General features: G+C 65.9%; 27 protein-coding genes. 16 read left to right on the top strand and 11 right to left on the bottom strand.

Annotated elements, in window-relative coordinates; translation table 11 throughout:
* Nucleotides 1-244: 244 nt before the first annotated feature.
* The 3 genes from AB4118_RS25505 to AB4118_RS25495 form a co-directional block, all read right to left on the bottom strand.
* Nucleotides 245-1,165, bottom strand: coding sequence for a dihydrodipicolinate synthase family protein (locus AB4118_RS25505; protein ID WP_441492367.1), 921 nt, complete (start codon nt 1,163-1,165; stop codon nt 245-247).
* A 319-nt stretch (nt 1,166-1,484) separates the two neighbouring features.
* The gene (locus AB4118_RS25500) at nt 1,485-1,622 is read right to left on the bottom strand and encodes a hypothetical protein (protein ID WP_441492366.1); all 138 of its coding nucleotides are present in this window, start codon (nt 1,620-1,622) and stop codon (nt 1,485-1,487) included.
* Between the two features lie 154 nt (nt 1,623-1,776).
* The gene (locus AB4118_RS25495; RefSeq protein WP_441492365.1) at nt 1,777-2,535 is read right to left on the bottom strand and encodes an IclR family transcriptional regulator; all 759 of its coding nucleotides are present in this window, start codon (nt 2,533-2,535) and stop codon (nt 1,777-1,779) included.
* Between the two features lie 107 nt (nt 2,536-2,642).
* Between AB4118_RS25495 and AB4118_RS25490 the strand changes: the two genes are divergently transcribed.
* The 5 genes from AB4118_RS25490 (at nt 2,643) to AB4118_RS25470 (ending at nt 7,451) form a co-directional block, all read left to right on the top strand.
* The gene (locus AB4118_RS25490; protein ID WP_441492364.1) at nt 2,643-3,614 is read left to right on the top strand and encodes a succinylglutamate desuccinylase/aspartoacylase family protein; all 972 of its coding nucleotides are present in this window, start codon (nt 2,643-2,645) and stop codon (nt 3,612-3,614) included.
* 66 nt (nt 3,615-3,680) lie between these two features.
* Entirely contained in the window at nt 3,681-4,718 is a 1,038-nt protein-coding gene (locus tag AB4118_RS25485) for an extracellular solute-binding protein (protein WP_441492363.1), read from the top strand.
* Nucleotides 4,715-5,584 carry an ABC transporter permease gene (locus AB4118_RS25480; protein WP_441492362.1) on the top strand — a complete coding sequence of 290 codons (870 nt, stop codon included), beginning with the start codon at nt 4,715-4,717 and terminating at the stop codon, nt 5,582-5,584. The genes AB4118_RS25485 and AB4118_RS25480 overlap by 4 nt, the downstream gene beginning before the upstream one ends.
* Nucleotides 5,581-6,381, top strand: a complete 801-nt coding sequence (locus AB4118_RS25475; protein ID WP_441492361.1) for an ABC transporter permease — start codon at nt 5,581-5,583, stop codon at nt 6,379-6,381. Before AB4118_RS25480 ends, AB4118_RS25475 begins: the two co-directional genes overlap by 4 nt.
* A gap of 2 nt (nt 6,382-6,383) precedes the next feature.
* Nucleotides 6,384-7,451 carry an ABC transporter ATP-binding protein gene (locus AB4118_RS25470; RefSeq protein ID WP_441492360.1) on the top strand — a complete coding sequence of 356 codons (1,068 nt, stop codon included), beginning with the start codon at nt 6,384-6,386 and terminating at the stop codon, nt 7,449-7,451.
* A 102-nt stretch (nt 7,452-7,553) separates the two neighbouring features.
* On the opposite strand, the gene AB4118_RS25465 is transcribed toward AB4118_RS25470, so the two are convergent.
* Complete coding sequence (locus tag AB4118_RS25465; RefSeq protein ID WP_441492359.1) at nt 7,554-7,907, bottom strand: hypothetical protein; 354 nt, start codon at nt 7,905-7,907, stop codon at nt 7,554-7,556.
* Nucleotides 7,908-8,462: 555 nt separating this feature from the next.
* Between AB4118_RS25465 and AB4118_RS25460 the strand changes: the two genes are divergently transcribed.
* From AB4118_RS25460 to AB4118_RS25450, 3 genes are all read left to right on the top strand, one after another.
* Entirely contained in the window at nt 8,463-8,672 is a 210-nt protein-coding gene (locus AB4118_RS25460) for a cold-shock protein (protein WP_113518820.1), read from the top strand.
* A gap of 343 nt (nt 8,673-9,015) precedes the next feature.
* Nucleotides 9,016-10,614, top strand: coding sequence for an alpha-amylase family glycosyl hydrolase (locus AB4118_RS25455; protein WP_441492358.1), 1,599 nt, complete (start codon nt 9,016-9,018; stop codon nt 10,612-10,614).
* 25 nt (nt 10,615-10,639) lie between these two features.
* The gene (locus AB4118_RS25450; RefSeq protein ID WP_441492357.1) at nt 10,640-11,650 is read left to right on the top strand and encodes a glycosyltransferase family 4 protein; all 1,011 of its coding nucleotides are present in this window, start codon (nt 10,640-10,642) and stop codon (nt 11,648-11,650) included.
* 218 nt (nt 11,651-11,868) lie between these two features.
* Here AB4118_RS25450 and AB4118_RS25445 read toward each other — a convergent pair whose 3' ends face one another.
* Entirely contained in the window at nt 11,869-12,507 is a 639-nt protein-coding gene (locus AB4118_RS25445) for a CGNR zinc finger domain-containing protein (protein ID WP_441492356.1), read from the bottom strand.
* Between the two features lie 88 nt (nt 12,508-12,595).
* Between AB4118_RS25445 and AB4118_RS25440 the strand changes: the two genes are divergently transcribed.
* From AB4118_RS25440 to AB4118_RS25425, 4 genes are all read left to right on the top strand, one after another.
* Nucleotides 12,596-13,318 carry an AzlC family ABC transporter permease gene (locus tag AB4118_RS25440; RefSeq protein ID WP_441492355.1) on the top strand — a complete coding sequence of 241 codons (723 nt, stop codon included), beginning with the start codon at nt 12,596-12,598 and terminating at the stop codon, nt 13,316-13,318.
* Nucleotides 13,315-13,617 carry an AzlD family protein gene (locus tag AB4118_RS25435; RefSeq protein ID WP_441492354.1) on the top strand — a complete coding sequence of 101 codons (303 nt, stop codon included), beginning with the start codon at nt 13,315-13,317 and terminating at the stop codon, nt 13,615-13,617. Before AB4118_RS25440 ends, AB4118_RS25435 begins: the two co-directional genes overlap by 4 nt.
* Nucleotides 13,618-13,828: 211 nt before the next feature.
* Nucleotides 13,829-14,836 (top strand): SDR family NAD(P)-dependent oxidoreductase, encoded by a 1,008-nt coding sequence (locus tag AB4118_RS25430; protein ID WP_441492353.1) that lies wholly within the window; start codon nt 13,829-13,831, stop codon nt 14,834-14,836.
* 62 nt (nt 14,837-14,898) lie between these two features.
* A complete protein-coding gene (locus tag AB4118_RS25425; RefSeq protein WP_441492352.1) occupies nt 14,899-15,525 on the top strand; it encodes an HAD family hydrolase in 627 nt (208 codons plus the stop codon).
* 135 nt (nt 15,526-15,660) lie between these two features.
* On the opposite strand, the gene AB4118_RS25420 is transcribed toward AB4118_RS25425, so the two are convergent.
* Complete coding sequence (locus AB4118_RS25420) at nt 15,661-16,107, bottom strand: CBS domain-containing protein (RefSeq protein ID WP_441492351.1); 447 nt, start codon at nt 16,105-16,107, stop codon at nt 15,661-15,663.
* A gap of 350 nt (nt 16,108-16,457) precedes the next feature.
* Here AB4118_RS25420 and AB4118_RS25415 point away from each other — a divergent pair, with 350 nt between their 5' ends.
* The 3 genes from AB4118_RS25415 (at nt 16,458) to AB4118_RS25405 (ending at nt 19,395) form a co-directional block, all read left to right on the top strand.
* Nucleotides 16,458-16,814 carry a hypothetical protein gene (locus AB4118_RS25415; protein WP_441492350.1) on the top strand — a complete coding sequence of 119 codons (357 nt, stop codon included), beginning with the start codon at nt 16,458-16,460 and terminating at the stop codon, nt 16,812-16,814.
* Between the two features lie 838 nt (nt 16,815-17,652).
* Nucleotides 17,653-18,996, top strand: a complete 1,344-nt coding sequence (locus AB4118_RS25410) for a DUF1214 domain-containing protein (RefSeq protein ID WP_441492349.1) — start codon at nt 17,653-17,655, stop codon at nt 18,994-18,996.
* Nucleotides 18,997-19,176: 180 nt separating this feature from the next.
* Nucleotides 19,177-19,395, top strand: coding sequence for a hypothetical protein (locus AB4118_RS25405; protein ID WP_441492348.1), 219 nt, complete (start codon nt 19,177-19,179; stop codon nt 19,393-19,395).
* 43 nt (nt 19,396-19,438) lie between these two features.
* On the opposite strand, the gene AB4118_RS25400 is transcribed toward AB4118_RS25405, so the two are convergent.
* Nucleotides 19,439-19,651, bottom strand: a complete 213-nt coding sequence (locus AB4118_RS25400; protein WP_441492347.1) for a hypothetical protein — start codon at nt 19,649-19,651, stop codon at nt 19,439-19,441.
* Between the two features lie 140 nt (nt 19,652-19,791).
* Here AB4118_RS25400 and AB4118_RS25395 point away from each other — a divergent pair, with 140 nt between their 5' ends.
* Nucleotides 19,792-19,989 (top strand): hypothetical protein, encoded by a 198-nt coding sequence (locus AB4118_RS25395; RefSeq protein ID WP_441492346.1) that lies wholly within the window; start codon nt 19,792-19,794, stop codon nt 19,987-19,989.
* Between the two features lie 13 nt (nt 19,990-20,002).
* Here AB4118_RS25395 and AB4118_RS25390 read toward each other — a convergent pair whose 3' ends face one another.
* The 4 genes from AB4118_RS25390 to AB4118_RS25375 all read right to left on the bottom strand — a co-directional run bounded on the left by AB4118_RS25390 (nt 20,003) and on the right by AB4118_RS25375 (nt 24,378).
* Nucleotides 20,003-20,434: a ribosomal maturation YjgA family protein gene (locus tag AB4118_RS25390; RefSeq protein ID WP_441492345.1), complete on the bottom strand. Its 432-nt coding sequence runs from the start codon at nt 20,432-20,434 to the stop codon at nt 20,003-20,005.
* On the bottom strand, nt 20,427-21,980 hold the full coding sequence (locus AB4118_RS25385) for a sensor histidine kinase (RefSeq protein ID WP_441492372.1): 1,554 nt from the start codon (nt 21,978-21,980) through the stop codon (nt 20,427-20,429). The genes AB4118_RS25390 and AB4118_RS25385 overlap by 8 nt, the downstream gene beginning before the upstream one ends.
* A 71-nt stretch (nt 21,981-22,051) precedes the next feature.
* Nucleotides 22,052-22,756, bottom strand: coding sequence for a response regulator (locus AB4118_RS25380; protein ID WP_441492371.1), 705 nt, complete (start codon nt 22,754-22,756; stop codon nt 22,052-22,054).
* Between the two features lie 2 nt (nt 22,757-22,758).
* Nucleotides 22,759-24,378 carry a DUF4153 domain-containing protein gene (locus AB4118_RS25375; RefSeq protein WP_441492344.1) on the bottom strand — a complete coding sequence of 540 codons (1,620 nt, stop codon included), beginning with the start codon at nt 24,376-24,378 and terminating at the stop codon, nt 22,759-22,761.
* Nucleotides 24,379-24,460: the final 82 nt, after the last annotated feature.

Here is a 24,460-nt window from a genome sequence, read left to right as displayed (position 1 = left end):
AGGCAATGATGAGATGGACGAGGTCTCGGGCGACGGATGGGCCAAACTTCAAACGGACGGCTCCCTCAAGGGCGAAATCCGCGTCCACAACGGTGACGATTCCACCTTCATCGCCCGCCCTAGGACGACTTCTTCAACAGCCTGCTAAAGCATCGGCCCGAAAAGTGGATTGCGGTTTTCGGGAAAGCCGATGCAAACACAAAGGGTTAGATCATCGGGCCGGAAGCGATTTCGGGCCGATGATCTAGGCGGCGGAAAGCCGATGGACCGCGCGGCCGTTGATCGGCCGGGGCAGATCATCGAGCGCATAGGTCAGGTCCTCGACGAGCGACGCGGCCGCCGTGACAAGGGGCAACCGACAGGCGGGGCTGATGCCGGGATGCTGGAGCGACAATGCCAGTTTGATGGCGACGGGGTCCGGCTCCCGGGCGGTGAGGCCGAGGAGCGGAACCAGGCGGCGCTGCAGGATCTGCGCCTGCTCGAAGGAGCCGATGCGGCAGGCCTCCCTGATCCGGCCCAGCAGACGCGGCGCAAGATTGCCGATGCTGGTGATCGCACCGCAGCCGCCGGAGGCAAGATAGGCTGGGATGGTGTCGCCGGCACCGGTCAGGCGCATGAAATGCCGGCTGCAGCTGCGCATGATCCGGTCGCAGCGCGCGACGTCGCCGCGACGCTCGAGCACGCCCATGATGGTCGGCGTCGCCGCCAGTTCGGCCAGGGTTTCGGGCGCGAGCTCGACCGCACAGCGCTCGGGATCATTGTCGATGATCAGCGGCAAGGGGGTCGCAGCGGCAACCGACAGGATGTGCTGGACGAGACCGGCCTGGGTCGGCCTGTTGTAGTAGGGCAGACGCAGCAGGATCGCATTGGCTCCCGCCGCGGTGGCGTTGCGGACATCTGCGATGCTCTGCGCCGTCGCGTTCGACCCGGCCGCCGCGATGATGGGATAGACCGGCCCCGCGGCGGCCCGCGCCAGCCTGAGCAAGCGCATGCGCTCCTCGTCCGTGAGCGTCGAGCCTTCGCCGCTGGCAGAGCCGAGAACGATGCCGTCCGCCCCCTCCTGGATCTGCCAATCCACCAGCCGCAGGAAGGCTGGTTCGTCCAGGCTATTGCCGCTGAAGGGCGTCACCAACGGGGTGAACATCCCGCGAAGCCAGTGATCCATCGGAAACCTCACCCTGTCAGACCATCGATCGTGGCGCGTCGCTGCGGGCCATCGTCCCGGCAGGCATGTCCCGCTCGGGAGGATGGTCAGGCGCGACCACCGTCACAGTCTCGGCTGGTTCGGCATAAGGATTCGATGCGGATCGGCATGGGCCTCACGTAAGGGCGCCGCGTGTCCGGGAGCGCCCGGCCGGGCTCGCATCGACAAGCCCAAACCCTACTGACATGCCGGGCGCAGAACCGCCCGGCGGGTGGCTTATGGAGCGTTTATGGCGCGCTCTGCAGAAGCACATCGCAAGCAGGATGACGCGCAATATCTGTCAGATGCATCCCGTGAAGCGATGCGCACCGACAGAATGCGTGCCGTCATGCTGAAGCGTACCCTCAAACTCCTGGCCCTGCTCCATTCCCTCGCCAAACGCCTCGACGCTCATCTCACGCGCGGCGTGGAGCAGCATGGCCGCTTCCTGGCGGGCCTGGCGCCCCCCAATCCGCCCCGCCATCGCGGTCGCGGCGCCTCTGAGCGCAGACCAGCCGCGCCCAATCCGGCCCGGGCGATGCCCCCTCGCGCCCAGGGCGAGGCTCGCTGAAACGCCCCGCCGGCCGCTCCGGTCAGTCCCCCTGCAGCCAGACCGGATCGCGCATGCGCAGGCCGATCGCCTGCGCATGCCTTGCGACGCTCAAAGCGATGCGGTCCTGGATCGCCGCATCGGCCGCAATCGTCGGAAACGACAGGCACAGGCCCATGATCTCGTTGCGGCCCGGATCGGCAATGGCTGCGCCGATCGAGGAGATACCCGGCGTGATCAGGCTCGATGAGCGGGCGATCCGGTCCTTGCGGATGGCGGCGAACTCGGCCCTGACCTCGTCGTCGCTCATGCGGGCGCGGATGCCGAGCTTGCCCTGGGCATCGAGCTGCGCCAGCGCCTGCGCGTCATCGAGGCGCGCCAGGATCGCCCGTCCGATGATCGAATCGAAGGCAGGCTTGCGCTCGGCGACCGAGCCGGTGTGCTGCAGCGCATAGGTGCCCTGCTGCGCGACGAGCAGCACGCGCTCGTGACCCGCGACGATTCCGGCATGGCCGGTGAAGCCGAATTCGCGAACCAGATCGTCGATGGCAACCCGCACGAGATCGAGCAGGTTGTGCCGCGCGAGATAGAGCGCAGCCAGATCCAGCGCCTTTCCCCCCACGACATAGCCCTGGTCGCGCTCCTCGCGCTCCAGAAGGCCGGCCTCGGAGAGCGTCTTGAGCAGCCGCGAGACCGAGGCCTTGGGCATGTCGAGTTCGCGACAGACCTCGCCCACGCGCAACACGGGTCGCTCCTCGCTTACGAGGGAGAGAATGCGCAGTCCATTTTCGAGCGAGCTCATTGCTGTTCCATTAGAGATAACTGTGTTGACATATATGGGACGACTCAGGATACATAACAACAGCGAGCACGTACTGCACAGCCGCGAACGAGAGAGCGGAGCCAATGATGATCGGGACAGCCAAACCGGCCAAGGGGGAGATCACCCGCGGCCATGTCGAGCTTGGCTCTTATCCGGATGGCGCGATCTACTCGCCGGTCCTGATCGCCGAAGGGCGCAAGGACGGTCCGACGCTCTGGCTCCAGGCCTGCATCCACGGCCCGGAAGTGGTTGGCCCGCTCGCGATCCAGCGCTTCCTGAAGACGGTGGACCTGAAGGAGCTCTCCGGCCGGGTAGTCTGCCTGATGCTGGCCAATCCGCTCGGCTTCCGCGGCTACAACCGGCTCACCCCGCAGGACGGCTATAACCTCAACCGCGTCTTCCCCGGCGATCCGCGCGGCCACCACACCTATCAGCTCGCCCACCGGCTGCTCGATCTGTCGCTGGCCCATTCCGACGCGATGCTGGACCTGCATTCGGGCGGCGATCTCACGATCACCTGCCACTACACGCTGTTTCACAATAACGGCACGCCCGAGGGCATCGAATCGGAGCGGCTGGGACGCGCCTGCGGCGCACCGAATGTCTGGAACTCGCTCGAGGAAGGCCTGTCGGGCTGCCATTTCACGCATTACACTAGGAGCGGCAAGCCCTCGCTCATCGTCGAGAGCGGCGGCGGCGCCCGCGTGACCGCCGAGGATCTCGATCGCCTCACCCTGGCGATCTTCAACGTCTGCAAGGCGCGCGGCATGCTGCCGGGCGCGCCGGTCCTGCCGGCGCAGTTCCGCCTCGGCGGCGACGCGATCCATCACAAGGCGATCAAGGGGGGCCTGTTCATTCCAAAGGTCGGGCCTGGCGACGACGTGGTGAAGGACCAGCATCTGGCCGATATCGTCGATCTCTTCGGAGATGTCGTCGAGGAGGTGCGCTGCCCGGTCGAGAAGGCCTGGGTCGGCTCGATCCGCCGCCCGCATATGCCGATCTACAATGGCGACCAGGTTTTCGAGCTGGTCGGGACCAAGGGATATGACGCGGCCTGAGCCTTGCACTTGAACTCGGTAATACCAGACCGGGTTCGGATGCCCGGTCCAACAAAGGGGATCGTGATGGGTACCAGCTCTCTTGACCGGCGCCAGCTTCTTGCAGCGCTCGCCGCCTCGACGGCATTGCCGTTTTCCTCGGCGCAGGCCCAGGCCCAAGCCTTCGCCGGACGCAAGCTGGTGAGCTCCGGCTTCGGCGGTTCGACCATGGACATCATCCAGTCGGCCGTCTTCACCCCCTTCGACAAGGCGACCGGCGCCTCGTCGACGCAGGTACCGATGCAGTCGGCGGCTGCGCTCGCCCGCATGAAGGCCGAGGCCGGCAACCCACAGATCGACCTGTTCCAGTTCTCGGGCGGCCAGGAAGCCTTCGCCAAGAGCGAGGGCTTGAGCCAGCCGCTCTCGGGCGTCTCCCGGCTTGGACAGATCCCGGCGGGGCTGAGGGATCCGGACGGCCATTGGGTGACCTGGGCCGTGATCGCCGAAGGAATCGTCTACCGCAAGGACAAAATTCCCACTCCGCCAACGAGTTACAAGGACTTCCTGAAGCCGGAATACAAGGGTCACATCGCCTTTCCGGCGATCACCAACGGTTACGGTGTCGATTTCCTCGTCATGCTCGCCAAGGCCTTTGGCGGCAGCGAGGACAATATCGAGCCCGGCTTCGAGGCGATGAAGCAGATCAAGGGCGAGACGATCTTCAAGGCGGCTTCCGACCTGCCGACGCTGTTCGGCCAGGGCGATATCTGGATCATGCCCTACGACACCGGCAATACGTTCAAACTGCAGCAGGCCGGCCTGCCGGTCGCCTTTGCGACGCCGAAGGAAGGCAGCCCGGCGGTCTTCATCACGGCCTGCGTCGCCAAGGGCGCCAAGAATGCCGACATCGCCAATGCCGCGATCGACGCGATGCTGAAGCCCGAGGCACAAATCGAAATCGCTCGCGCGATGCGCTGGACCGCCTCGAACCCCGAGACCAAACTGCCGGCCGATCTGACCGGCGAGGTTCCTTCGGTGGACAAGCTCGCGCAGCTCGACCGCGACAAGATCAACGCCAAGCGCGCTTCCTGGATCGAGCGCTGGAACCGGGAAATCGCACGGTGACCAAGGCAGCGACGCGCAGCAGCGGGCCGCGGTGGGCGCTCTTCGCGCCCGTCCTCCTGTTTGCTCCCTGCGCCTTCGTCTACGCGGTCTTCTTCATCTGGCCGCAGGCGTCGCTGCTGGCGATCAGCGCGAGCGACGCGACCGGCATCACGCTCGCGCATTATCAGCGCTTTGCCGGGGATTCCTATTACTGGGAAATCCTGGGGCGCACGCTCGGGCTCGGTGCGGCCGTGACCGCGATCACGCTCGTGCTCGGCGTGCCGACCGCCTATCTGCTCGCCCGCGCACAGTCGCGCTGGGCGGGCTTTCTCCTGCTGCTCACGACCTTCCCCCTGCTGGTCAGCGCCGTGGTGCGCTCCTTCGGCTGGATGGTGCTGTTCTTCCGCGACGGGCTCCTCAGCCACGGCCTGATGGCGCTTGGACTCGCCGACCGGCCGGTGCAGACGATGTATACGATGTCCGGCGTCATCATCGCGCTGGCGCAGGTGCTGCTGCCCCTGATGATCCTGACGCTGCACGGCGTCTTCAAGTCGATCGACCGCGATCTGGAATATGCCGCGATGAGCCTCGGTGCCCGGCCAAGCGTCGCGCTCGGCCTCGTCACGCTGCGGCTTGCGAGCGGCGGCATCGTCGCCGGCTCGCTCCTGGTCTTCTCGCTGGCGATCAGCGCCTTCGCGACCCCGAGCCTGGTCGGCGGCGCGCGGGCCAATGTGATGGCGACGGCGATCTACGAACAGGCGATCGAGCTGCTGGACTGGCCCTTTGCCGCGGCGCTGGCGACCATACTGCTGGTCACCGTGCTCGCGCTGTCCCTGGCCTATGGCGCCCTGCTCGAAGGCCGTGGCGAACGCGAGGCGGCGCGATGACGATCTCCTTCCGCTCACCGCTCGGCTTCGCGCTGCTGCTGCTGGCCGTACTCGCCTTCGTCTACCTGCTGCTGCCGATCCTCGTCGTCGTCGCCGCGCCGCTCGGAGATACCGGCTATCTCGCCTTCCCGCCGCGGGGACTGACGTTCAAATGGTACGCCGCCGCGCTGCATGACACGCGCTATCTCTCGGCGCTCGCCGTCAGCCTGCGCATTGCGCTCGTCAGCGCGCTGATCGCCTGCACCATTGGCGTCGCGGCGGCCTATGCGCTGACCCGCTTCAGCTTTCCCGGCCGGCGGCTGCTCGAAGCCATCTTCCTCTCGCCGCTCATCCTGCCGACCCTGGTGCTCGCCGTCGGGCTCACGCTGTTCTTCACGCGCACCGGGCTTCTTGCCGGTTCCTGGAAGCTCGTTGCCGCGCATGTGATCGTCTGCACACCCTATGTGCTGCGCGTCTCGCTGCCGGTGCTGCGCCGCTTCGACCGCAGCCTCGAGGAGGCCGCGCGCAATCTCGGGGCCTCGCCGGTCGCCGCCTTCTTCCTGGTCGTTCTGCCGGTGGTCCGACCCGGCATCGTCGCCGGCACGGTTCTCGCCTTCATCACCTCCTTCGACGAGGTGGTGCTGGCGCTGTTCCTGGCGGAGCCCGGGGCTCCGACGCTGCCGGTCATGATCTACTCGGCGGTCCAGCTCGGCTTCGAGCCATCCGTTGCAGCGGTCTCTGGCCTGCTCGTCCTGGCGACGCTCGGCCTGATGATCCTCTATCACCTGCTGGGCACCTTCGGAGGCCGCCGGAACTGACCATGGACATCCAGCTTCAAAACCTGCGCAAGACCTATGGCTCGGCGGTCGCCGTCGCCGACATGAGCGCAAAAATCCCGCAAGGCCGCATGCTCGCCCTGCTCGGCCCTTCCGGCTGCGGCAAGACGACGACGCTGCGGATGGTGGCGGGCTTCATCGCGCCGACATCCGGCTCGATCCGCGTCGGCGACAGCGACATCACGACCCTTCCGGCGCATAAGCGCGACACCGGCCTCGTGTTTCAGAACTACGCCCTGTTCCCGCATCTGAGCGCCGCCGAGAACATCGCCTTCGGATTGCGCCGACGCGGCGTGGCGCGCGCCGAGCGCGAACAGCGCGTCACCGCGATGCTGGGCAAGCTGAAGCTGTCGGGCCTCGCAGACAGGCTTCCACGCCAGCTTTCGGGCGGCCAGCAGCAGCGTGTGGCGGTCGCCCGCGCGCTCGTCATCAACCCGTCGATCCTGCTTCTCGACGAGCCCTTCTCCAATCTCGATGCCAAGCTGCGCGAGAGCACAGGCCTCGAAATGTCGCGTCTGCAGCGCGAGTTCGGGCTGACCTCGATCTTCGTGACGCATGACCAGACCGAAGCCATGAGCATCGCCGACACGATCGCGGTGATGAAGGACGGCCAGTTGCAGCAGATCGGCTCGGCCAGCGAGATCTACGAACGGCCGGCCAATCGCTTCGTCGCGGATTTCATCGGCAGGGCAAACTTCCTCGCCGGCCGCATCCTGCGCCGTGAGGGACAGGACGCCGTCGCGGAGCTTGCGGCCGGGCTGGAGATGCGCCTGCTCGATCCTGGTGCTGCGGCGGTTCCCGGGGCCCAAGGGGAAGCCCTCTTGCGGCCGGAGGCGATCGCGCTTGCCGATCACGCATCCCCGGGCAGCCTCAAGGCCACCGTCGAGCAGATCTCCTATCAGGGCGCGATCGCCAATCTCCATGCCCGGCTCGGCGACGGCAACGCGATCGTCGCCAGCGTTCCGCCCGAGGATGCCAGGGGATTGGAGCCCGGCAAGCCAATCGGCCTTGTCCCGAAGCCGGCCGGGCTGATCTGGTTCCCGAAGGCCTGAACGGGCAGAGCGCCGTCGCGCGCGGATCGACATCGAAGGCAGCCCATCCGCGGACGAAGACAAGGGGTCACCCGCAGGCGGCAACCCGACGCCGGAGTGACCTCAGGTCTTGGTCAGCCCGAGAGCGATGGCACAGGCTTTGGCGACATCGGAATCGGGTGACGAGCTACCCGGCATTGTCGCCCATCCCCCCTTCGCGATGAACTCGCCCTGCTGCCACGAGCCGATCTTCTTCAGCTCGACAAGTTGTTCTGTCGCGTTGGCCTGCTGCTGGAACCTGACCACGCAGATCGGCGAGAGGGCGGAGATCACCGCCGTGCTGGAACGCGCCGCGGCGTCGCGCTCCGCCCTACCCTGCGTGACCCAGCCGCCCCAGCTGAAGCCGATAATTGCAAGCGCGACAGCTCCACCGACGGCGCCCCAGGCGGCCGGCTTCAGTTCTGCAGGGATTTTCATGATTTTTATCTTTCCTCATCGGAATAAAATTGTCCGATGACCAACAGTATCATCTTTTTCGATCACAGATTTTCTTTTCACCGCAGTGCCATTCTCTGCTGTTCTTTGAAATTTACACTGAGGCCTCGTCAACTCACGGGTCAGCCCGTGCTCCCCGTCAGCGAGCGCAGCGGCTCAAGCGGGCGCTCCGCCAACCCAGATCATCCTCAGGCGGGCTCTCAGCTTTCCGGGCTTCCTCGGCAATTTCGGCATCATCGGCACCGATATTTCACGTCATGACGAACGGGCATCGCTGAACAGGGTCAATTCTTTCTCGAAAATCTTGAATTTCGTCGAAAAATTATTGGAGCCCAGCACCTTGTTATTTGATTTCTTCCGTAATGAAACTTGTTGTTTACTTTTTCGATAATTCGTTTACTGTCTGATTGTCGATAATTTGTTGGCTGTTTTCTCCGCGTGTTTATGCGCGCCTGACGAACCCCCTTCGAAAATCGTGGTGAACCCATCGGGCATTCGCTCGGTGGCCGACAAGTATTGCCAGAAGGAGAGTTCGTGATGAGCACCGGCACAGTAAAATGGTTCAATTCCACCAAGGGCTTCGGCTTCATTCAGCCAGATGACGGAAGCCAGGACGTCTTCGTCCATATCTCCGCCATCGAACGCGCTGGTATGCGCGAGATCGTCGAAGGCCAGAAGCTTGGCTATGAAGCGGTCCGCGACGCCAAATCCGGCAAGATGGCCGCCGAGCAGTTGCAAGCCGCGTAATCGCCATTCAGCCTCACCGATAGCCACGGATGTACTGGTGTCGGTCATGAGGTTGGAAGGAAGGGCCAGGTTCAACGCCTGGCCTTTTTCATATCCGCCGATGGTATTGGCTTAGCACCGATCGGGAGAAGCCACTGTCCGAAAAAACCAGAGCCCGCACCCAGGCGGAAACCGCATCCCTCAAGACGCAAACCCGATCCCTGTCGCGCAACCGGATCAGCTCAGAGACTGAGGCCATCATTCAAGCCCGCGACGCCAACTCCGCCAGCTTCAAGGATCAGCGGCTGAACAAGGAAGCGCTCGACCGCGCCGCCGCTGCGGCTGCTCCTGGCATCCCGCTCCCATGACCGCGCCTTGGTGGCAGAGCGGTGTGATCTACCAGATCTATCCCCGCTCCTTTCAGGATGGGAATGGCGATGGCATGGGCGATCTCAGGGGTATCGGGCAACGGCTCGACTATCTCGCCGGCCTCGGGATCGACGCGATCTGGATTTCCCCGATCTATCCCTCGCCGATGGTCGATTTCGGGTATGACGTTGCCGATTACTGCGACATCGATCCGCGTTTCGGCACGCTCGCCGATTTCGACGATCTGCTCGCCCAGGCCCATGCGCGCGGGATCAAGATCCTGCTCGATTTCGTCCCGAACCACACCTCCGACCGGCATGCCTGGTTCGTCGAGAGCCGCTCCTCGCACGATAATCCGAAACGCGACTGGTATCTCTGGCGCGATGCCGCTCCCGATGGCGGGCCGCCCAATAACTGGGTGAGCGATTTCGGCGGTTCGGCCTGGGAATGGGACGAAGCCACCGGCCAATATTACTACCACGCCTTCCTGAAGCAGCAGCCGGACCTCAACTGGCGCAGCCCCGCCGTCCAGGCTGCGATGTACGACGTGATGCGTTTCTGGTTCGACCGTGGCGTGGACGGTTTCCGTATCGACGTACTCTGGCACCTGATCAAGGCAGGGAGCTTCCCGGACAATCCGCCGAACCCGGCCTATCACCCCGCGCTCGCCGAGATGCACCGCGTGCTCCAGCTCCATTCGACCGACCAGGCGGAAGTCCATGTGATCGCTGCCGAGATGCGCGCGATTGCCGACGGGTACGGCGCGGCCGGGCGCGGTGAGCGCGTGCTGATCGGCGAGATCTATCTGCCGGTCGATCGCCTGATGCACTATTACGGACGTGAACGGCCGGAAATGCATCTGCCTTTCAACTTCCAACTGATCGAGGCCGTCTGGGAGGCGCGCGCGCTGGCTGCGCTCATCGCCACTTACGAGGCGGCACTTCCGCCGAGCGGTTGGCCGAACTGGGTGCTTGGCAATCATGACAGGCCCCGCGTCGCCACCAGGCTTGGACAGGCTCAAGCCCGCGTCGCGGCGATGCTGCTTCTGACGCTGCGGGGCGCTCCGACGCTTTACTACGGGGACGAACTCGGTCTGAGCGATGTCCCAATCCCGCCCGAACAGCTGCACGACCCGCGCGGCCTGCGTGAACCCGGGCTCGGCCTGGGCCGCGATCCGGTGCGTACGCCGATGCCGTGGGATGGAAGCGCCCATGCGGGCTTCAGCACGGCCCAGTCCTGGTTGCCACTCAATGCGGACTGGCCGACGCGGAATGTCGCGCGGATGATGCCGGAGCCTGCCTCGATCCTCCGGCTCTATCACCAGCTGCTGGCACTCAGGCGCGACCATCCGGCCTTGGCGGTCGGCGCCTTCGCGCTGCTGGAATCCGACGGCGACGTCCTTGCCTATGAGCGGCGCGAGGGCGCTCAGCGGCTGATCATCGCGCTCAATCTCGGCGGACAGCCGCAGCGCCTGGCGTTACCCAGGGACACAACCGGTTGCCGTTTGCTGCTTTCGACGCTCGCCGCGGCGCCCCTCATCGAGAACGATGTGCTGCTGCTCCGGCCAGACGAAGGCGTCATCCTTGCCGCCTGATCCAGAACGAGGGAAGGACGACCGCTTGCGCATCGCCATGCTGGCGCCGATCTCCTGGCGGACGCCGCCCCGCCATTACGGTCCATGGGAACTGGTGACCAGCCTCCTGACCGAGGCCCTGGTCGAGCGCGGCGTCGATGTCACGCTTTTTGCCACCGGGGACAGCCAGACCTCCGGCACGCTCGCGGGTCTTTGCCCGGCGCCCTATTCGGAGGACCCTGCCATCGACGCCAAGGTCTGGGAGATGCTGCATGTTGCCCATGTCTTCGAGCGCGCAGGCGAGTTCGACCTCATCCACAATCAGGCGGATTTCGTGCCGCTCGCATTCTCCAGACTGGTCGAGACGCCGGTCGTGACGACGATCCACGGCTTCTCGTCGGACCGCATCCTGCCCGTCTTCAAGACCTATGAGGATCGCGTCCATTATGTCGCGATCAGCGAGGCCGATCGCCATCGGGACCTGCGCTATGCTGCCGTGATTCATCATGGCATCCGGCTCGAGGACTTTCCCTTCGACCCTGATGGCAGCCAGGACCTGCTCTTCTTTGGTCGCATCCACCCCGATAAGGGCGCGGCCGAAGCGATCGCGACGGCACGCCGGGCAGAGCGGCGGCTGGTCATGGCCGGCATCGTCCAGGACGAGGGCTATCACGCGGTGCAGGTGGTTCCCGCCCTCGACGATCGGTCGGTCACCTATCTCGGACCTGTTGGCGGGGCGCTGCGCACCAAAACGCTGGGCTCGGCGCGGGCGCTGCTTCACCTCATCAACTTCGAGGAGCCTTTCGGATTATCCGTCGTCGAAGCGCTTGCCTGCGGCACGCCAGTCATCGCCTTCAACCGAGGCTCGATGCCGGAGCTGATCGAGCATGGCGTCACGGGCTTCCTGGTCGACAGCGTCGATGAAGCGGTCGCGGCTGTCGACCGCATCGGAGAGATCGATCGCGCAGCCTGCCGGGCTTCCGTTGCCGCGCGCTTTACGGTGGAGCGCATGGCCGACCGGTACTTGAGCTTGTACCGATCCCTCCTCGGCCACTGACGCCGGATGCGGCGGCGCCCGACAGGGCGACCGCGGTCGACGAGAGCGGGAATGGCAGCGCGCCTTCGCCTTTGAATGGCGCGCCGAATGGTCAGACCACTGCCGCGCTATGGCCCGAGCGCCGGCCTCAGTCCGACGATCCTGTCGGAATTCCAGGCCCGATGGCTTGAACGACGCGCCGGAAGGATCGGACTGACAAGCCCATCGTCCGTCGAGCCTCACCCGCGCGCCTTGCGGCGCGCGTAGTGGGCGCGCGCCTTCGCGCGGTTGCCGCAGCCCTCCATCGAGCACCATTGGCGTGACTGGTTGCGCGTTTCGTCCAGGAAGACCCAGCCGCAGCTCGGATCGGCGCAGCGGCGCAGATGATATCGCCTGCGCGACGCCGCCAGTTCCAGCACCGAGACCGCGACCGGCAGCAGCGGCAGCCGCAGATCCGGCGGTGATCCGCTGGGGTGCCAGTGATGGATGCGGGCTGCACCAGTGTCGACGAGCTGCCCCACGCGTTCGATGTCGCGCAGCAACGCTTCGACCTCGACAAGCCGCGCCAGGCCGGCATGCGCCGGATCGAGGGCCTGTTCGATCTCTCCCCGCAATCGCAGCGCCAAACCGTGGACCTGCTCTGCTGCCCGGACTTTCGCCTCGGCCTCATCCAAAAGCAGCGCGGCGGAGCGCGTGTCGATGAGTTCCAGCCCGGTGGCCCAATGCACCAGTTCGGCATAGTCGTGCAGCCGCTCTGCGCTTCGCGCCGGGTCGCCCCGCCAGGCCGTCGTGTTGATGAAGTCGAGACAAAGCGCTCCCCCCAACGCTAGCGGGGGATGGGTCGCATAGGAGCGCGGGTCGGTGGCCGGCTGGATCAAACCAGATTTCCCTTCTTGCCGGACGTACTTGACAGCTGCGATGGCTGCTCGACAATACTAACCTTGTAAAAGGTTAGAAAGAGTTGACATGGCATCGGGTGCGCGATCGCCTTTCACCCTCTCCGGCTTCAAGCACGGCTTCGTCCGCGCCCAGGCATTGGCTCCCGGCGTGCTCCTCTACGGCGTCGTGTTCGGCATCCTGGCAACGGAGGCACGGCTTTCCGCGCTCGAATCCGTCCTGACCAGCATCTTCATCTATTCCGGTTCGGCGCAGATGGCGGCTCTTCAGGTCTGGCGGGACGGGGCGCAGCTGCTGCCATTATTCGCCGCTATCGTGCTGATGAACGCGCGCTACGTGCTCTATGGCGCGGCACTGCGCCCCTGGCTCGCGGGAGCGCCGCCGCTCGCAAGCTACGGAACCCTGTTCTTCCTCGGCGATGGCAACTGGGCGCTGGCGATGGCCGAGCGGGAACACGGTCAGGACGATGCGGCCTTCGTGCTGGGTTCGGGGATCGCGATGTTCGCGCCCTGGATTTTCGGCACCTTGATCGGCCGCCTCAGCGGCGGCCTGATCGGCGACCCGGCGCGCTACGGCCTGGACTTCATGCTGATCGCCTTTTCAGCAGCGCTCCTCATCGGGATGTGGAAGGGCAAGGCCGATCTCGGACCGGTGCTCGCTGCCGGCCTTGCGGCTGTGATGCTCGCTCCCTTCGTCTCCAGCGGCTGGATCATCGTCGCCGGCGGACTTGCCGCAGCCGCAGCCGGCGCCCTGCTCTTCCGCAATCCGGCCCCGAGCGAGGCCCTGCCGTGAGCCTCGACCAGCGCTTCGCGATCGCGCTCGTGGTGATGGCGGCGGCCTCCTATCTCTGCCGCGCCGGCGGGTTCTTCTTCATGCGCTTCGTTGCTTTGACGCCCAGGCGCGAAGCGGCGCTGCGAGCCCTCCCCATCGGCGTCATGACGGGCATCATGGCGCCGGTCGTACTCCAGGGACGCGTCCCGGAATGCGCAGGTCTCGCCGCGGCCATCCTGGTCATGAAAGCGAGCGGCAGCGACCTCGCGGCAGCGCTCGCCGGGGTCGCCGTCGTCGCGCTGCTGAGACAAAGCCTCTAGTAGAAGTTGCGTCCATGCCGGTACAGCCTCGCCTTTCCCAGGTCGCGCTGCGTCGGATACAATCGTCGATCTGAGCAAAAGCCTGTTCCCGCTGCGGGAGGTCGCTGCCCATGGTCATGTCGCCGCCCCCGGCAGTCCCGAGGCGGCCGCCGTTCGTCCCGACGCATTGCCACTGTCCGCCGTGCCGCCCAGAACCGGAAGGGACCGATCGATGGAACGCCGAGATCTGCTGAAGGCCATCGCGCTCGCCTCCTCCGCCGGCGCAGCCGGCGGGCTCTCGCTTGCCGCGGAAGCCCAGGCCCAGACGGGCAAGCGCGGCATCGGTACCAGGGACGTCGCGCCGCTCAGCCCGGATTACTTCATCCCCGAGCGCTTCAAGGGCAAGACGCTCATCGTCACCGGCTGCGCGCGCGGCATGGGCGCGCTCGCGGCCCAGCGTGCCGCCCGCGAGGGCGCCAATGTCGTCGGTGCCGACTGGTTGCAGGAACAGGGCTCCGAACACATGAACGCCATCGCGAAGGCAGGCGGAAAGGCGGAGTTCGTCTTCGGCGATATCTCCGACACCGAGACCTGCGAGCAGATGGTGAAGGTCGCGGTCGCTCGCTTCGGCCGGCTCGATTACGCCATCAACAATGCCGGCGTCATGGACGGCGTCTATTCCGGCGCGCCGATCGAATACGAGCGGCAAAAACACCTGCTCTTCGCGCCGATCCATGAGGCCACGGACGCCTACTGGGACAATGTCTTGCGCACCAATGCGACCGGCGTGTTCAAGTCGATGCGCGCCGAGCTCAAGCAGATGGTGAAACAGAATCTCGGCGGCGCCATCGTCAATGTCGGCTCGGTCACCGGGCTAACCGGGTTCGGCGGAAATCCGGCCTATGTCGCCAGCAAGCACGCGGTGACCGGCCTCACCCGCTCGGCCGCGATCGACTATGCCGCCTATGGGATCCGCATCAACTCGGTGAACATGGCCCAGACCGCAACCCCGATGGTCGAGCGCGCGCTGGAGCTCGTGACCAGGAAGCTGCAGGACACAGGCGGCGGCCCGAGAATGAGCATGCTGAAGGCCGACAGCCTGCTGCAGGCGGCCGATTCCCATAAGCGCGACGCGACGCCGGCGGAACAGGTCGCGATCATGCTCTTCCTGCTCTCGGACGAAGCCTCAAACCTCACCGGCGGCACCTACGCGACCGATGGCGGCTGGACGGCGTATTAGAGTGGTGGCGACGCTGCACGCTGCTCCCGCCAGGGGCGATTCCGGCTCTTCTCACGAGCAGGATGCCCGCCTATCCTGACGCGATGCGCTTCAAGGCGGTGATGGTCGATGTCGACGGCGTGCTGATCGTACATCCCGATCCAAGGGGATGGGCGGCTCATCTCGAACGTGATCTCGGTCTCTCCAGGGAGACCTTGCAGGCGGAGTTCTTCGCCCCGCATTGGCCCGACATCATCCATGGCCGTGCTGATCTCCATGCGCGACTTGAGCCCGCATTGGCGAAAATGGGCGCGACAGTGAATGCGGGCACCCTCGTCCGATACTGGTTCGAACAGGATTCCCACGTCGATCGGGACCTGCTGGGACAATTGGCGGAGCTGCGAGCGCACGGCCTGGAATTGCATCTCGCGACAGTCCAGGAGCATGAGCGCGCACGATATCTCTGGCACACGCTCGGCTTCGAGCGCCATTTCGACGCCATCCACTATGCGGCGGCGCTGGGCTGGGCGAAGCCCGCTCAGGGCTTCTTCGCCGCCATCGAGGCGCGAACAGGTTTTGAGCCGCACGAGCTGTTCCTGATCGACGACGCCCCGGCGAATGTTGAGGCCGCAATCGCGCGGGGCTGGAGCGCGGCTCTGTGGACTGGGCAAAGCCGGCTTGCCGACCTGCTGATGGAGTCCGGTTCTTAGGTTGGCATGGGCGTCTAACCGGCAGGGCCAGGATGCTGGCCCTGCCATCCCGGCGTGTCCGGGCCAGGAAGCGGAGCTTTGCAACCCCAGCCTCTCGGCCCAGTCCCGGATGAAAAGCCGTCCGGGCTTGGACAGCTAGTGGGCCATGGGTTCGGAAGCGTGCCGCGATGCGTCGCGGGCAACAAGCCGTGTGACCTCGCCGAACAAATCCTTCGGCGCTCTCAGCGCCAAATCGGACAGAGAGAGAATGCCAGTCATCCGCTTCTGCGTGTTCATCACCGGCATGTGATGGATCTGCTTGTCCGTCATGCGGCGCGTCGCATCCCTGATGTCATCATCCTCGAAGCACCAGGTGATACCCGCCGTCATGACCTTTCTCGCTTTTGTCGTGTTGGGATCGGCCCCTTCGGCGCAGCCACGGCAGGCAAGGTCTCTATCCGTGATCATTCCGATGAGACGATCATTTTCTCCCACGGGGAGGCATCCGATATCCGCGTCGCGCATCTTGCGCGCGACCTCGGTCAGCGAGATGTCCGGAGAGATCCATTCCGCATGCGCGGTCATAGCGTCACGAACGAGCATGGCTACCTCCTGCTCTGCGCGGTTTCAGATCCGAGGCATGTCACTCGCCGTGGGATTGCCTGGTGGTCTCCCTGTCGCGCCGGAATGCGCTGCGACCAGCCGAATACGCTGGCGGGAATACTGCTCCGCGCGCCGAAAGCATGGTCTGGGAGAGGGCTTTGGCGAAGACCCGCCCCAGAGAGCGGCATGCCCGTGGATGATACCGGATCATCGCGGGGCCGGCCAGCATCCTGTGCTGGTTGGCCGGAGTTCAGGCGCCGCGCAGCCGCTCAAGTGGTGTTCAAACGCGCGCATCGCGCCTCCTGCTGGGCTATGATGCAGATGATGGGTCCGACCAGCAGGAGCGGAGCATGATCCACGCGACGTGCCACACAGCCGATGAGGCGATGCAGTCCGAGTTCGACGCCACCCCCTGGTTCGAGGAGGCCGATCCGGCCAGCATTGCGCTTCTCGCCAAACGGGCCTGGTCGGCGCCCTGGATCGCCGACGCCCTCGAGGGCCGGCTCGGATATGAAGCGCTCCGCGAGCTGATCCGCTATGCCCGAGACCGGCTGGAGATCGAGTCGCGAGAGGATCCGTCCTGGCCGACCTTCGAGTGTCGTGTCGATAGCGCCGAGGCGACCGCCTGGCTCGATCGACACCGATCCGATATCGCTGCGGACGTTCGCCGCGCCGCTTCGAGCGGCCGGGAAGAGGTCCGCGGTTGATCGCGAGGGCGCCGTATCGCGACCGGGGTCGCCAGGTCGAATCCGGGCTTGCGGCTCCGCCAAGATGGGTCCGGCTCTTCTCATGCGCGCAATGGCCTCCTACCCTGACGCAATGCGCTTCAAGGCGGTGATGGTCGATGTTGATGGTGTGCTGATCGTACACCCCGATCCAAGGGGGTGGGCGGCCCATCTCGAACGCGATCTCGGCCTCTCCAGGGAGACTTGCGCAGCCTCGCCTTGCATCTCGCGACAGTCCAGGAGCATGAGCGCGCGCGATCTGGCATACGCTCGGTTTCGAACACCATTTCGACGCCATTCACTATGCGGCGGCGCTGGACTGGGGAAGCCCGCCCAGGGCTTCTTCGCCGCCATCGAGGCGCGAACAGGCTTTGCGCCGCACGAGCTGTTCTTCATCGACCATGCTCCCGCGAATGTTGAAGCCGCAATCGCCCGGGGCTGGAGCGCGGCCCTGTGGAACGGGCAAAGGCGGCTTGCCGGGGCTGATGGAGCAGAGTTCCCAGGATCGCATGCGCGCCAGTTGAGCCGCGCCAGGCGCGCCGAACTCGGCCCTGTGTTGATAGCTCGATTACCCTGCGTGGCACGGCCTTGACCGCAACTCGCGATTGCAGGACGGTCGGATCGATCGATGGTGATCGGGCCGGCGGAGTTGCGTTCTTGAGACCTGCACTTCTGCCGCATGTTTCTGGCGCCCTGACGTTTCCGGCTCCTTCAGCGATCCCGTCGATCGTCCGTCCTGTCACCGTCGCTGCCGGCCTCGTGCCGATCGTTTGGCGCGATGGACGGCCTGAGTGATCACGAAGCCTCGAAGGGCGCGCCAATGACCTTGCACCGCAGACATGTGACGACGCTGCTCGCCTTCCTGGCGTTCAGCCCCCTGCTGAACGGGCCGGGCCTCGCGCAAGCCCCGGCGCGCACGGCGGCGCCGGACGAGAAGATGATCGCGGACGCCTATGTCTATCTGCTCGGCCGGGCCTTCGTGATCCGGCAGGAACATCTCGACCGGAAGGGGCCGGGCTTCGCCTATAACGCGATCAAGTATAACCCGCTGGGCTCCGCCGATTTCGTCAATCCCAATTTCGACGTCGCCTATCTCGAGGCCTGGTTCGCCGTCGACGACAAGACGCCCGTCCTGCTCGAGGTGCCCGAGGTCAAGGGACGCTACTACACCGCCGAGATTCTCGATGAATGGGGCGAGGTGATCGTCAACATCAACGATCGCTCCTTCCCCTCAAAACCCTTCGGCACGTTTGCGCTGGTCAAGCCCGGCTCGACGGCGAAGATTCCGGCCGGTGCGGGGCGCATCGAGCTGCATTCCGGCAAGGCCAAGATGCTGGCGCGGGTCGAGCTCAAGGGCGATCCCGAAGGGGCCGTGAAGCTTCAGCGCCAGTTCAAGGTCAGGTCCCTCGGCAAGCCGGTGATCCAGCCGCCGCCGGCCATGCCCCTGTTCGAGAACAAGGACCTGATCGGCGTCGAGATCTTCGACAATGTCGATGCCAGGCTCGCAAGCGCGCTCGATGTCGCGCCGAACGCCGCCGAGATGCAGCAGAAGGTCCGGGTCGTCGCAGCCTATGCCGCATCCGGCAAGGAGGCGCGCGCCGCCGTCGACACGCAACTGCGCAAGGTCATTCCCGCCTTCCAGGAATACGCCCTGACCAAGAGCGCGCCCTATCGCAATCACTGGATCGGCGCCGGCCAGGCGGGCAATTACGGCAAGGATTTCTGGCTGCGCACCTCGGTCAATTTCGCCGGCATCTGGGCCAACACACCAGATGAAGCGGTCTACCTGATCGCCACCCGCGATGCCGACGAGAAGCCGCTCAACGGCAGCAACAGTTATGTCATGCACTTCCCCGCCGACAAGCTTCCGCAATCCGTGGTCGATGCCTATTGGTCGGTGATCCTGGTCGGCGTGCCGGATTACCGCGTGGTGGCAAACCCGCTCAATCGCTTCAACTTCAACACCAATTCAAGCCTGGCGAAGGAGCCAGACGGTTCGCTGAAGATCGGGATCGGCCTGAAGCCCGTCGCCGGTGTTCCGGACTCGAACTGGCTTCCGGCCCCCGACGGCAAGCCGTTCTCGCTGACCTTCCGAACCTATGTCCCGAAGGACGCGGTGAAGCGCGGCGAGTGGCAGCCGGCACCGGTCACCAAGGTCGATTGAGCGCCCCCGCGCCGCGAGAGGCGCGCCGGGTCAGGTCCTGACCGTCGCGCCATGCATTCTCCGTTCGGCGCGGCCCGACATCGAGAGCGCTCCTTGCCGGGCGATCGCTCAAATTCGAGCGGTCCCATTTACAAAACGCTCGTCCTTTGGCGCGACCCTCTCGCTGTAAGGGAGGCGGCCATGCGCACCAATTACCCACTGGCCCGGGCCTATCTGATCAACGCCTTCCTGACGCTGGACGGGGACAACCCCGAGGATGACCGACTTCGGCGCGCCGTCGAGTTGCTCCTCGAAGCGGTTGCCCGCGCTCAACGCAGCAGCACGCACTCCAACGTCGTGCGCTTTCCAGGTGCAGAGCCTGTCGTCGCTGGCGGCCCGCCGCCACGACCGGCGTCGTAAGGCAGCGGGCGAAACGCGGGCTTGAGCCTGCGACGCCCCGATCTCAGCCGCTGCGGCCCGCCTTGGCCTCGGGGGCCGTTGCGGACTGGTTGCCGGTCGCGCGATCGAGGCACTCGGCCATCTCCGAAGTGCCCCATTTGTGCTTGGAACACTGCGCCGTCCCCTGTGTCAGGTCGCGGGCGACGCCCCGGGGTTGCGGGGAGCCGCTGCAGCCCAGCAGTGAAAGAGCGACAAGGGCGAGCATCATCGATCGCATCTGGTTCCTCCATTGAACGCGCCGGACCGGATCACGCCGGTTGGGCAAGAATGTGAGGAAGCCGCGGAACGGGTCAATTGGCGGGGGATTGTTGTCCTCGCGACTGGCTGCCGGCTCAATCACGGCGGCGGCTGAGCCGTTTGCGCGGCTTGATCTGGCGGAAGCTCGACCTCAACCTGACCATGGTGCTGGAGGAAGGCAGAATGGTGGGCGCCGCTTCGCGGCTTCACATCTCGCCATTGGCCGTGAGCCGGGCGCGGAATTCGCTCTGGGCGCTCGACCTGATCAGGCGGGTCGCAGCCTCGGTGCCCCGGCCCGTCTCCGTCCTGCCAGCGTGAGGCCCTGGCCCGGTCAGGGGCTCTCTGGCGAACGCGCTCGCCCGATGAGCCGGTCAATGCTCGAACCCAGCGCGATACCGGCGCCATAGGCCACCAGATTCCAGGGCGAGAAGACGCGCCCGAGCAGCAGCGCGCCTGGCGTCGTCAGCCTGAAGGCATCGAGCCAGGGCGTGTGATAGAGGCGGCTGAGCTCGACGCAGAGCGCGATCAGCGCGGCAAGGATCGCCAGCCGGGATGCCGGCTGACGCCGGGCGATGATAGTCAGCAGGATGTAGACCATCATCCCCCAGAGCAGCGAGCCGCCATATTTCACGACGCCGAACGGCAGCCCGAGCCCCATCCCGAAACGGCGCAGGAGCAACCCCGCGGCAATCGTCGCGAGGCAAAGGGCGATCATCACCCCGCGCGAGCGCTGGCCCGTCTCAGACACGCTTGTCTCAGACATGGGTTTCCGCCTCGGTCACCCGCTGAAATGCCAGGGCGAAGGTGGTGCCAGGCTCGTCGTCGAGAAGAGCGATCGAGCCGCCATGGGCATTCAGCATGGAGCGGACGATGGACAATCCCATGCCGGTGCCGCCGCTGTCGCGGCGCGTCGTGAAGAAGCTGTCGAAGATCCGCGCCCGGTTGTTTGGCGACACGCCGCCGCCATTGTCGCGCAGGGTGAGGCAGAGCCGGTCGACCTCGGTGGCTGCGACGACGTCGAGTTCGCTCGCGCCATGACGCAGCGCATTGTCGGTGAGATGGCTGAGGATGATGCGCAGATTCTCGACCGAGATGCGGATGGCGCTGTCGAGATCGCCGCCGGCACGGATCGCAAGGCCGGGGAAATCCCGCTGCAGATCGGCGATTGCCGGAGACAGGCTGGTCGTGCCGCCGGTCGGCGTGCTTTCGGCGCGGGCGAGTTCGCGCAGGCGGTTGGTGATCGCGGTCAGGCGATGCGTGTCGGCGATGATGTTGCCGAGGAAGAGCCGGCGCTTCGCCTCGCTCATCGCAGGCCCGTCGCCGGCGCCATCGTCACGCAGCAGCTCGGCGGCGCCCTCGATCGAGGTCAGCGGCGATTTCAGCTCGTGCGAGACATGGGCCGCGAAGGTCGCGATGAAATCGGAGCGATTGTTCAGGCTGCCGGCCATGTCGAGGAAGCTCTGCGACAGGCGCGCGAACTCGGAAGTGCCGTGGTTCGTCAGCGGCCGCATGGCACTGCGGTCGCCATGGCCGATGGCTGTCGTGCGCGCGATCAGCTCATGCACCGGCCGGGTGATGGTGCGGTGAAAGGCGAGACCGATCAGCAAGGTGAGCGCTGCGACGGAGAGGCCGGCCAGCACGACCTTGCCGCGCTCCTCATAGAGATGGCGGAAGACATTGCTAGGCGTGCGCGAGGCGTAAAGCACGCCGGCGACGCGATCCCGCAGGATGATCGGCGTCGCCGTGAAGATGCGGATGCTGGTGCCGCGGCTGAGCGAGTAGAGCGGCGGCGGCGCATGGCTCGAGACGCGCTGCCGCAAGGTCGCGGCGAACGCCCCCTGCAGCGCCTTGGCGACCTCCTCGACATGGGCGAGCGACAGGCCGATCTCGTCTCGGCCCGCGATCACCACACCGTGGGGGTCGAGCAGGCGGAAACCGGCGAGCGTGATTGTCTGCGTCTCCAGGAGCAGCGGCGAAAGCCGCTCGCCGGCAGCCTTGAAGGCTGCGCCGGCGGGCTCGGGCGCGGGTTTCGCGTCCGGCCTGCGGCCCAGCAGGTTGTCGCGCGTCAGGTCGAGACTGGGCAGGATCGGCCTGAACGGCTCGTCCGGCGGCGAGGACGGCGTTGCCGGGACGTGAGCCCCCAGCGCGACGTCGCTCGGCAGGTTGCTCTCGAAATCGCGCCGGATGGCAGCTGTGAGCGCCACGCTCTGGGCGATCAGCTCGGCTTCGGTCTGGTGGACGAGTTGGTTCTCGTAGATCCGGAAGAAGAATAGCCCGACGAGAGGCAAAGCCAGCACCGCCGTCAGCATCAGGAAGACGATGAGGCTGAGATTGGGCCGCCATTTCGCGGCGACCTGGGTCGGGGACAGGGCAGAGACCGTCACGTCCCGGCCTCGCAGCGTCCAAGCCGGAAGCCGACGCCGTGCACGGTGTCGATGGCGCTGCCGCAGCCCGATGCCGCGAGCTTGGCGCGGATGTTGCGGATATGGCTGTCGATCGTCCTGTCGGCGACATGGATCGCGCCGCCATAGGCGCTGTCCAGGATCTGCTCGCGGCTGAAGACCTGGCGAGGGCGGGCTGCAAAAGTCTTCAGGATCGCGAACTCGATCCCCGTCAGCGGCAGCGCCCTGCCCGCGAAGCTGGCGAGATGCGACTCGGGGTCGAGCCGCAGGGCGCCCCAGGACAGCGGCTCCACCGACACGGCCCCGACTGAGCGGCCGGTGCGCGTGCGCCTGAGGATGACCGTGACGCGCGCCACCAGCTCGCGCGGGCTGAACGGCTTGGTGACATAGTCGTCACCGCCGATCTCGAGGCCGAGCACCCGGTCGATCTCCTCGTCCCGTGCCGAGAGGAAGAGGATCGGCGCGTCCGAGGATTTGCGGAGCTGGCGGCAAACCTCGAGCCCGTCCATCTCGGGCATGCCGATGTCGAGGATGACGAGATCGGCCGGCTGCCGTCGAAAGCTCTCCAGGGCCTGCACGCCGTCCCGGGCGATCGACGTGGCCATGCCGGCCTTTTCGAGTGCGAAACAGATGACCTCGCGGATATGACTGTCGTCATCGACCACAAGAATGCGGGGCGCCATCGTCACGTGCCTGTCACTGGCCGGCTGGGGCCGGGGCTGCTCGTGCCCCCGAGCGGGGCGGTGGGAGTGTTAGCCAAGTATCGCGACAGGCGCCACGCGCGAAAGCCCCAGGCCCGCCAATCCGCCTGTTCCCAGCGGTGCCGATCGGCCATGCGCACGCGGCTGCCCTGCGTGTATTGGCTGCTGGCCCAGGTGCAGCCGGGAACCGTGCGGCCGACGGCGGCAATGCGCGGCGCGTAGCGGTCGAAGGCCGGGATCACCTGGGGACCGAGCGATGTCAGATAGGTGGCGTCGAGACGCGCGCCGGTGCCGCGCAGTTCCTGGGAATGGCGGAAATTATAGTTGGCGATCACCGCCGGCGTGTTGACGAAGCAGAAGGCGTAGAGCGCCAGGGCCAGGGCGGCGACATTGGCCGAGACGAGCCAGTTGACCGATTTCCGCCCGACGATCTGGACGATGATCAGCACCAGGCCGAGCGCGACGAGCAGCATCCAGATGAAGGCGACGAGCCGTAGCCAGGTCAGCGAATAGGCTTCGACATAAAGGTCGAGCCGCAGCAGCGTCGAGACCATCAGCATGATGTTCTGGCCGACCCAGGCGAGGACCAGCGGCCGGACCAGGCGATGACGCTCGGAGGCGCCAGCCGGCCGCATCGCGACCATGACGAAGACGGCCGCGAGCAGCGCCGTGACGACGAGCGGATAGGCGCCGCGATGGGCGTAGGCCGCATAGCTCATGCCGTCCGGCAGTGCGCCGCCGCCCCAGAGATAGGCGATGTCGAGCAGGGTCTGCACGGCAAAGAGCGCGTTGAACAGGACGAGCGACCGCAGGATCGCCGTGTCGCCGAGAAGCCCGTGACGATCGGGCTCGGTCTTGGTCTTAGGTGTTGCCGGGATCGCCGTCGCCTTGCGCTTGCGGGCGAGCCGGACATGCAACATCGGCCAGACCAGGCAAAGCACCATCAGCCAGAAGGCGGCGCGCCGGGGCGAGAGCAGATCGAGCAGCAGCCTGAGGTCGATACGGCTCAACCAGATCTCGACGAGCGGATTGGCAGAGGCGAACAGCGTCGCGAACACGCAGACGAGGACCAGCGGCACGATCCAGCCGATGAGCCAGGCGCTGCCGGAGGATGCGCGCCGACGCTGTGCCGAGAGGCGGCCGACACGGCCGATATCCCGCCTTAGCCCGCCGGCGCCGGACAGCAGCATCGCCCTCGCCTGCCGCAGCAGCTCCTGCCAGCGCGCCTGCTGCTGGCTGAGAATGACGGCAAAGGCCGCCGTGCAGAGGATCGCAACGAAGGAAGACAGCAGGCTGACCTCCTCGGCGATGGCGAGCAGCCCCGCCCCCAGCACCGCGAGCGCCAGGATGCGCCTGCCGGCGCCGGCGCGGATTGGGTTCGCCCAGAGCGAAGCGATGGCAAGCGCCGCCAGGAAATAGGCCAGCGAGATGCCGAGCCAATGGCCGTAGAACAGGAAATCGGCGAGCAGCACCAGGCCGGCGGCGAGCCCGAGCCGGGTCGCGAGCCAGCGCGTCGCGCGGCCCGCGGACGGCGATGCCGTCAGCTCCGCTGGCAGGGAGGATATCGGCTCTAGGGGTTCTGCTGAAGGGGAGGACATGGGCATGGGGCTTTGCTGATCGAGGATTCGGGCGCGCGGGGGCCGCGCGGCGGAGTGGGAAAGGCCAGGATGGCGGTCTCGGCAGGCA

Origin of the sequence: Allobosea sp. 2RAB26 (assembly GCF_052115465.1) — a bacterium.
Classification (GTDB): domain Bacteria; phylum Pseudomonadota; class Alphaproteobacteria; order Rhizobiales; family Beijerinckiaceae; genus Allobosea.
Note: the sequence above shows the minus strand (reverse complement) of the source record. Positions and strands in the feature narration are given on the sequence as shown.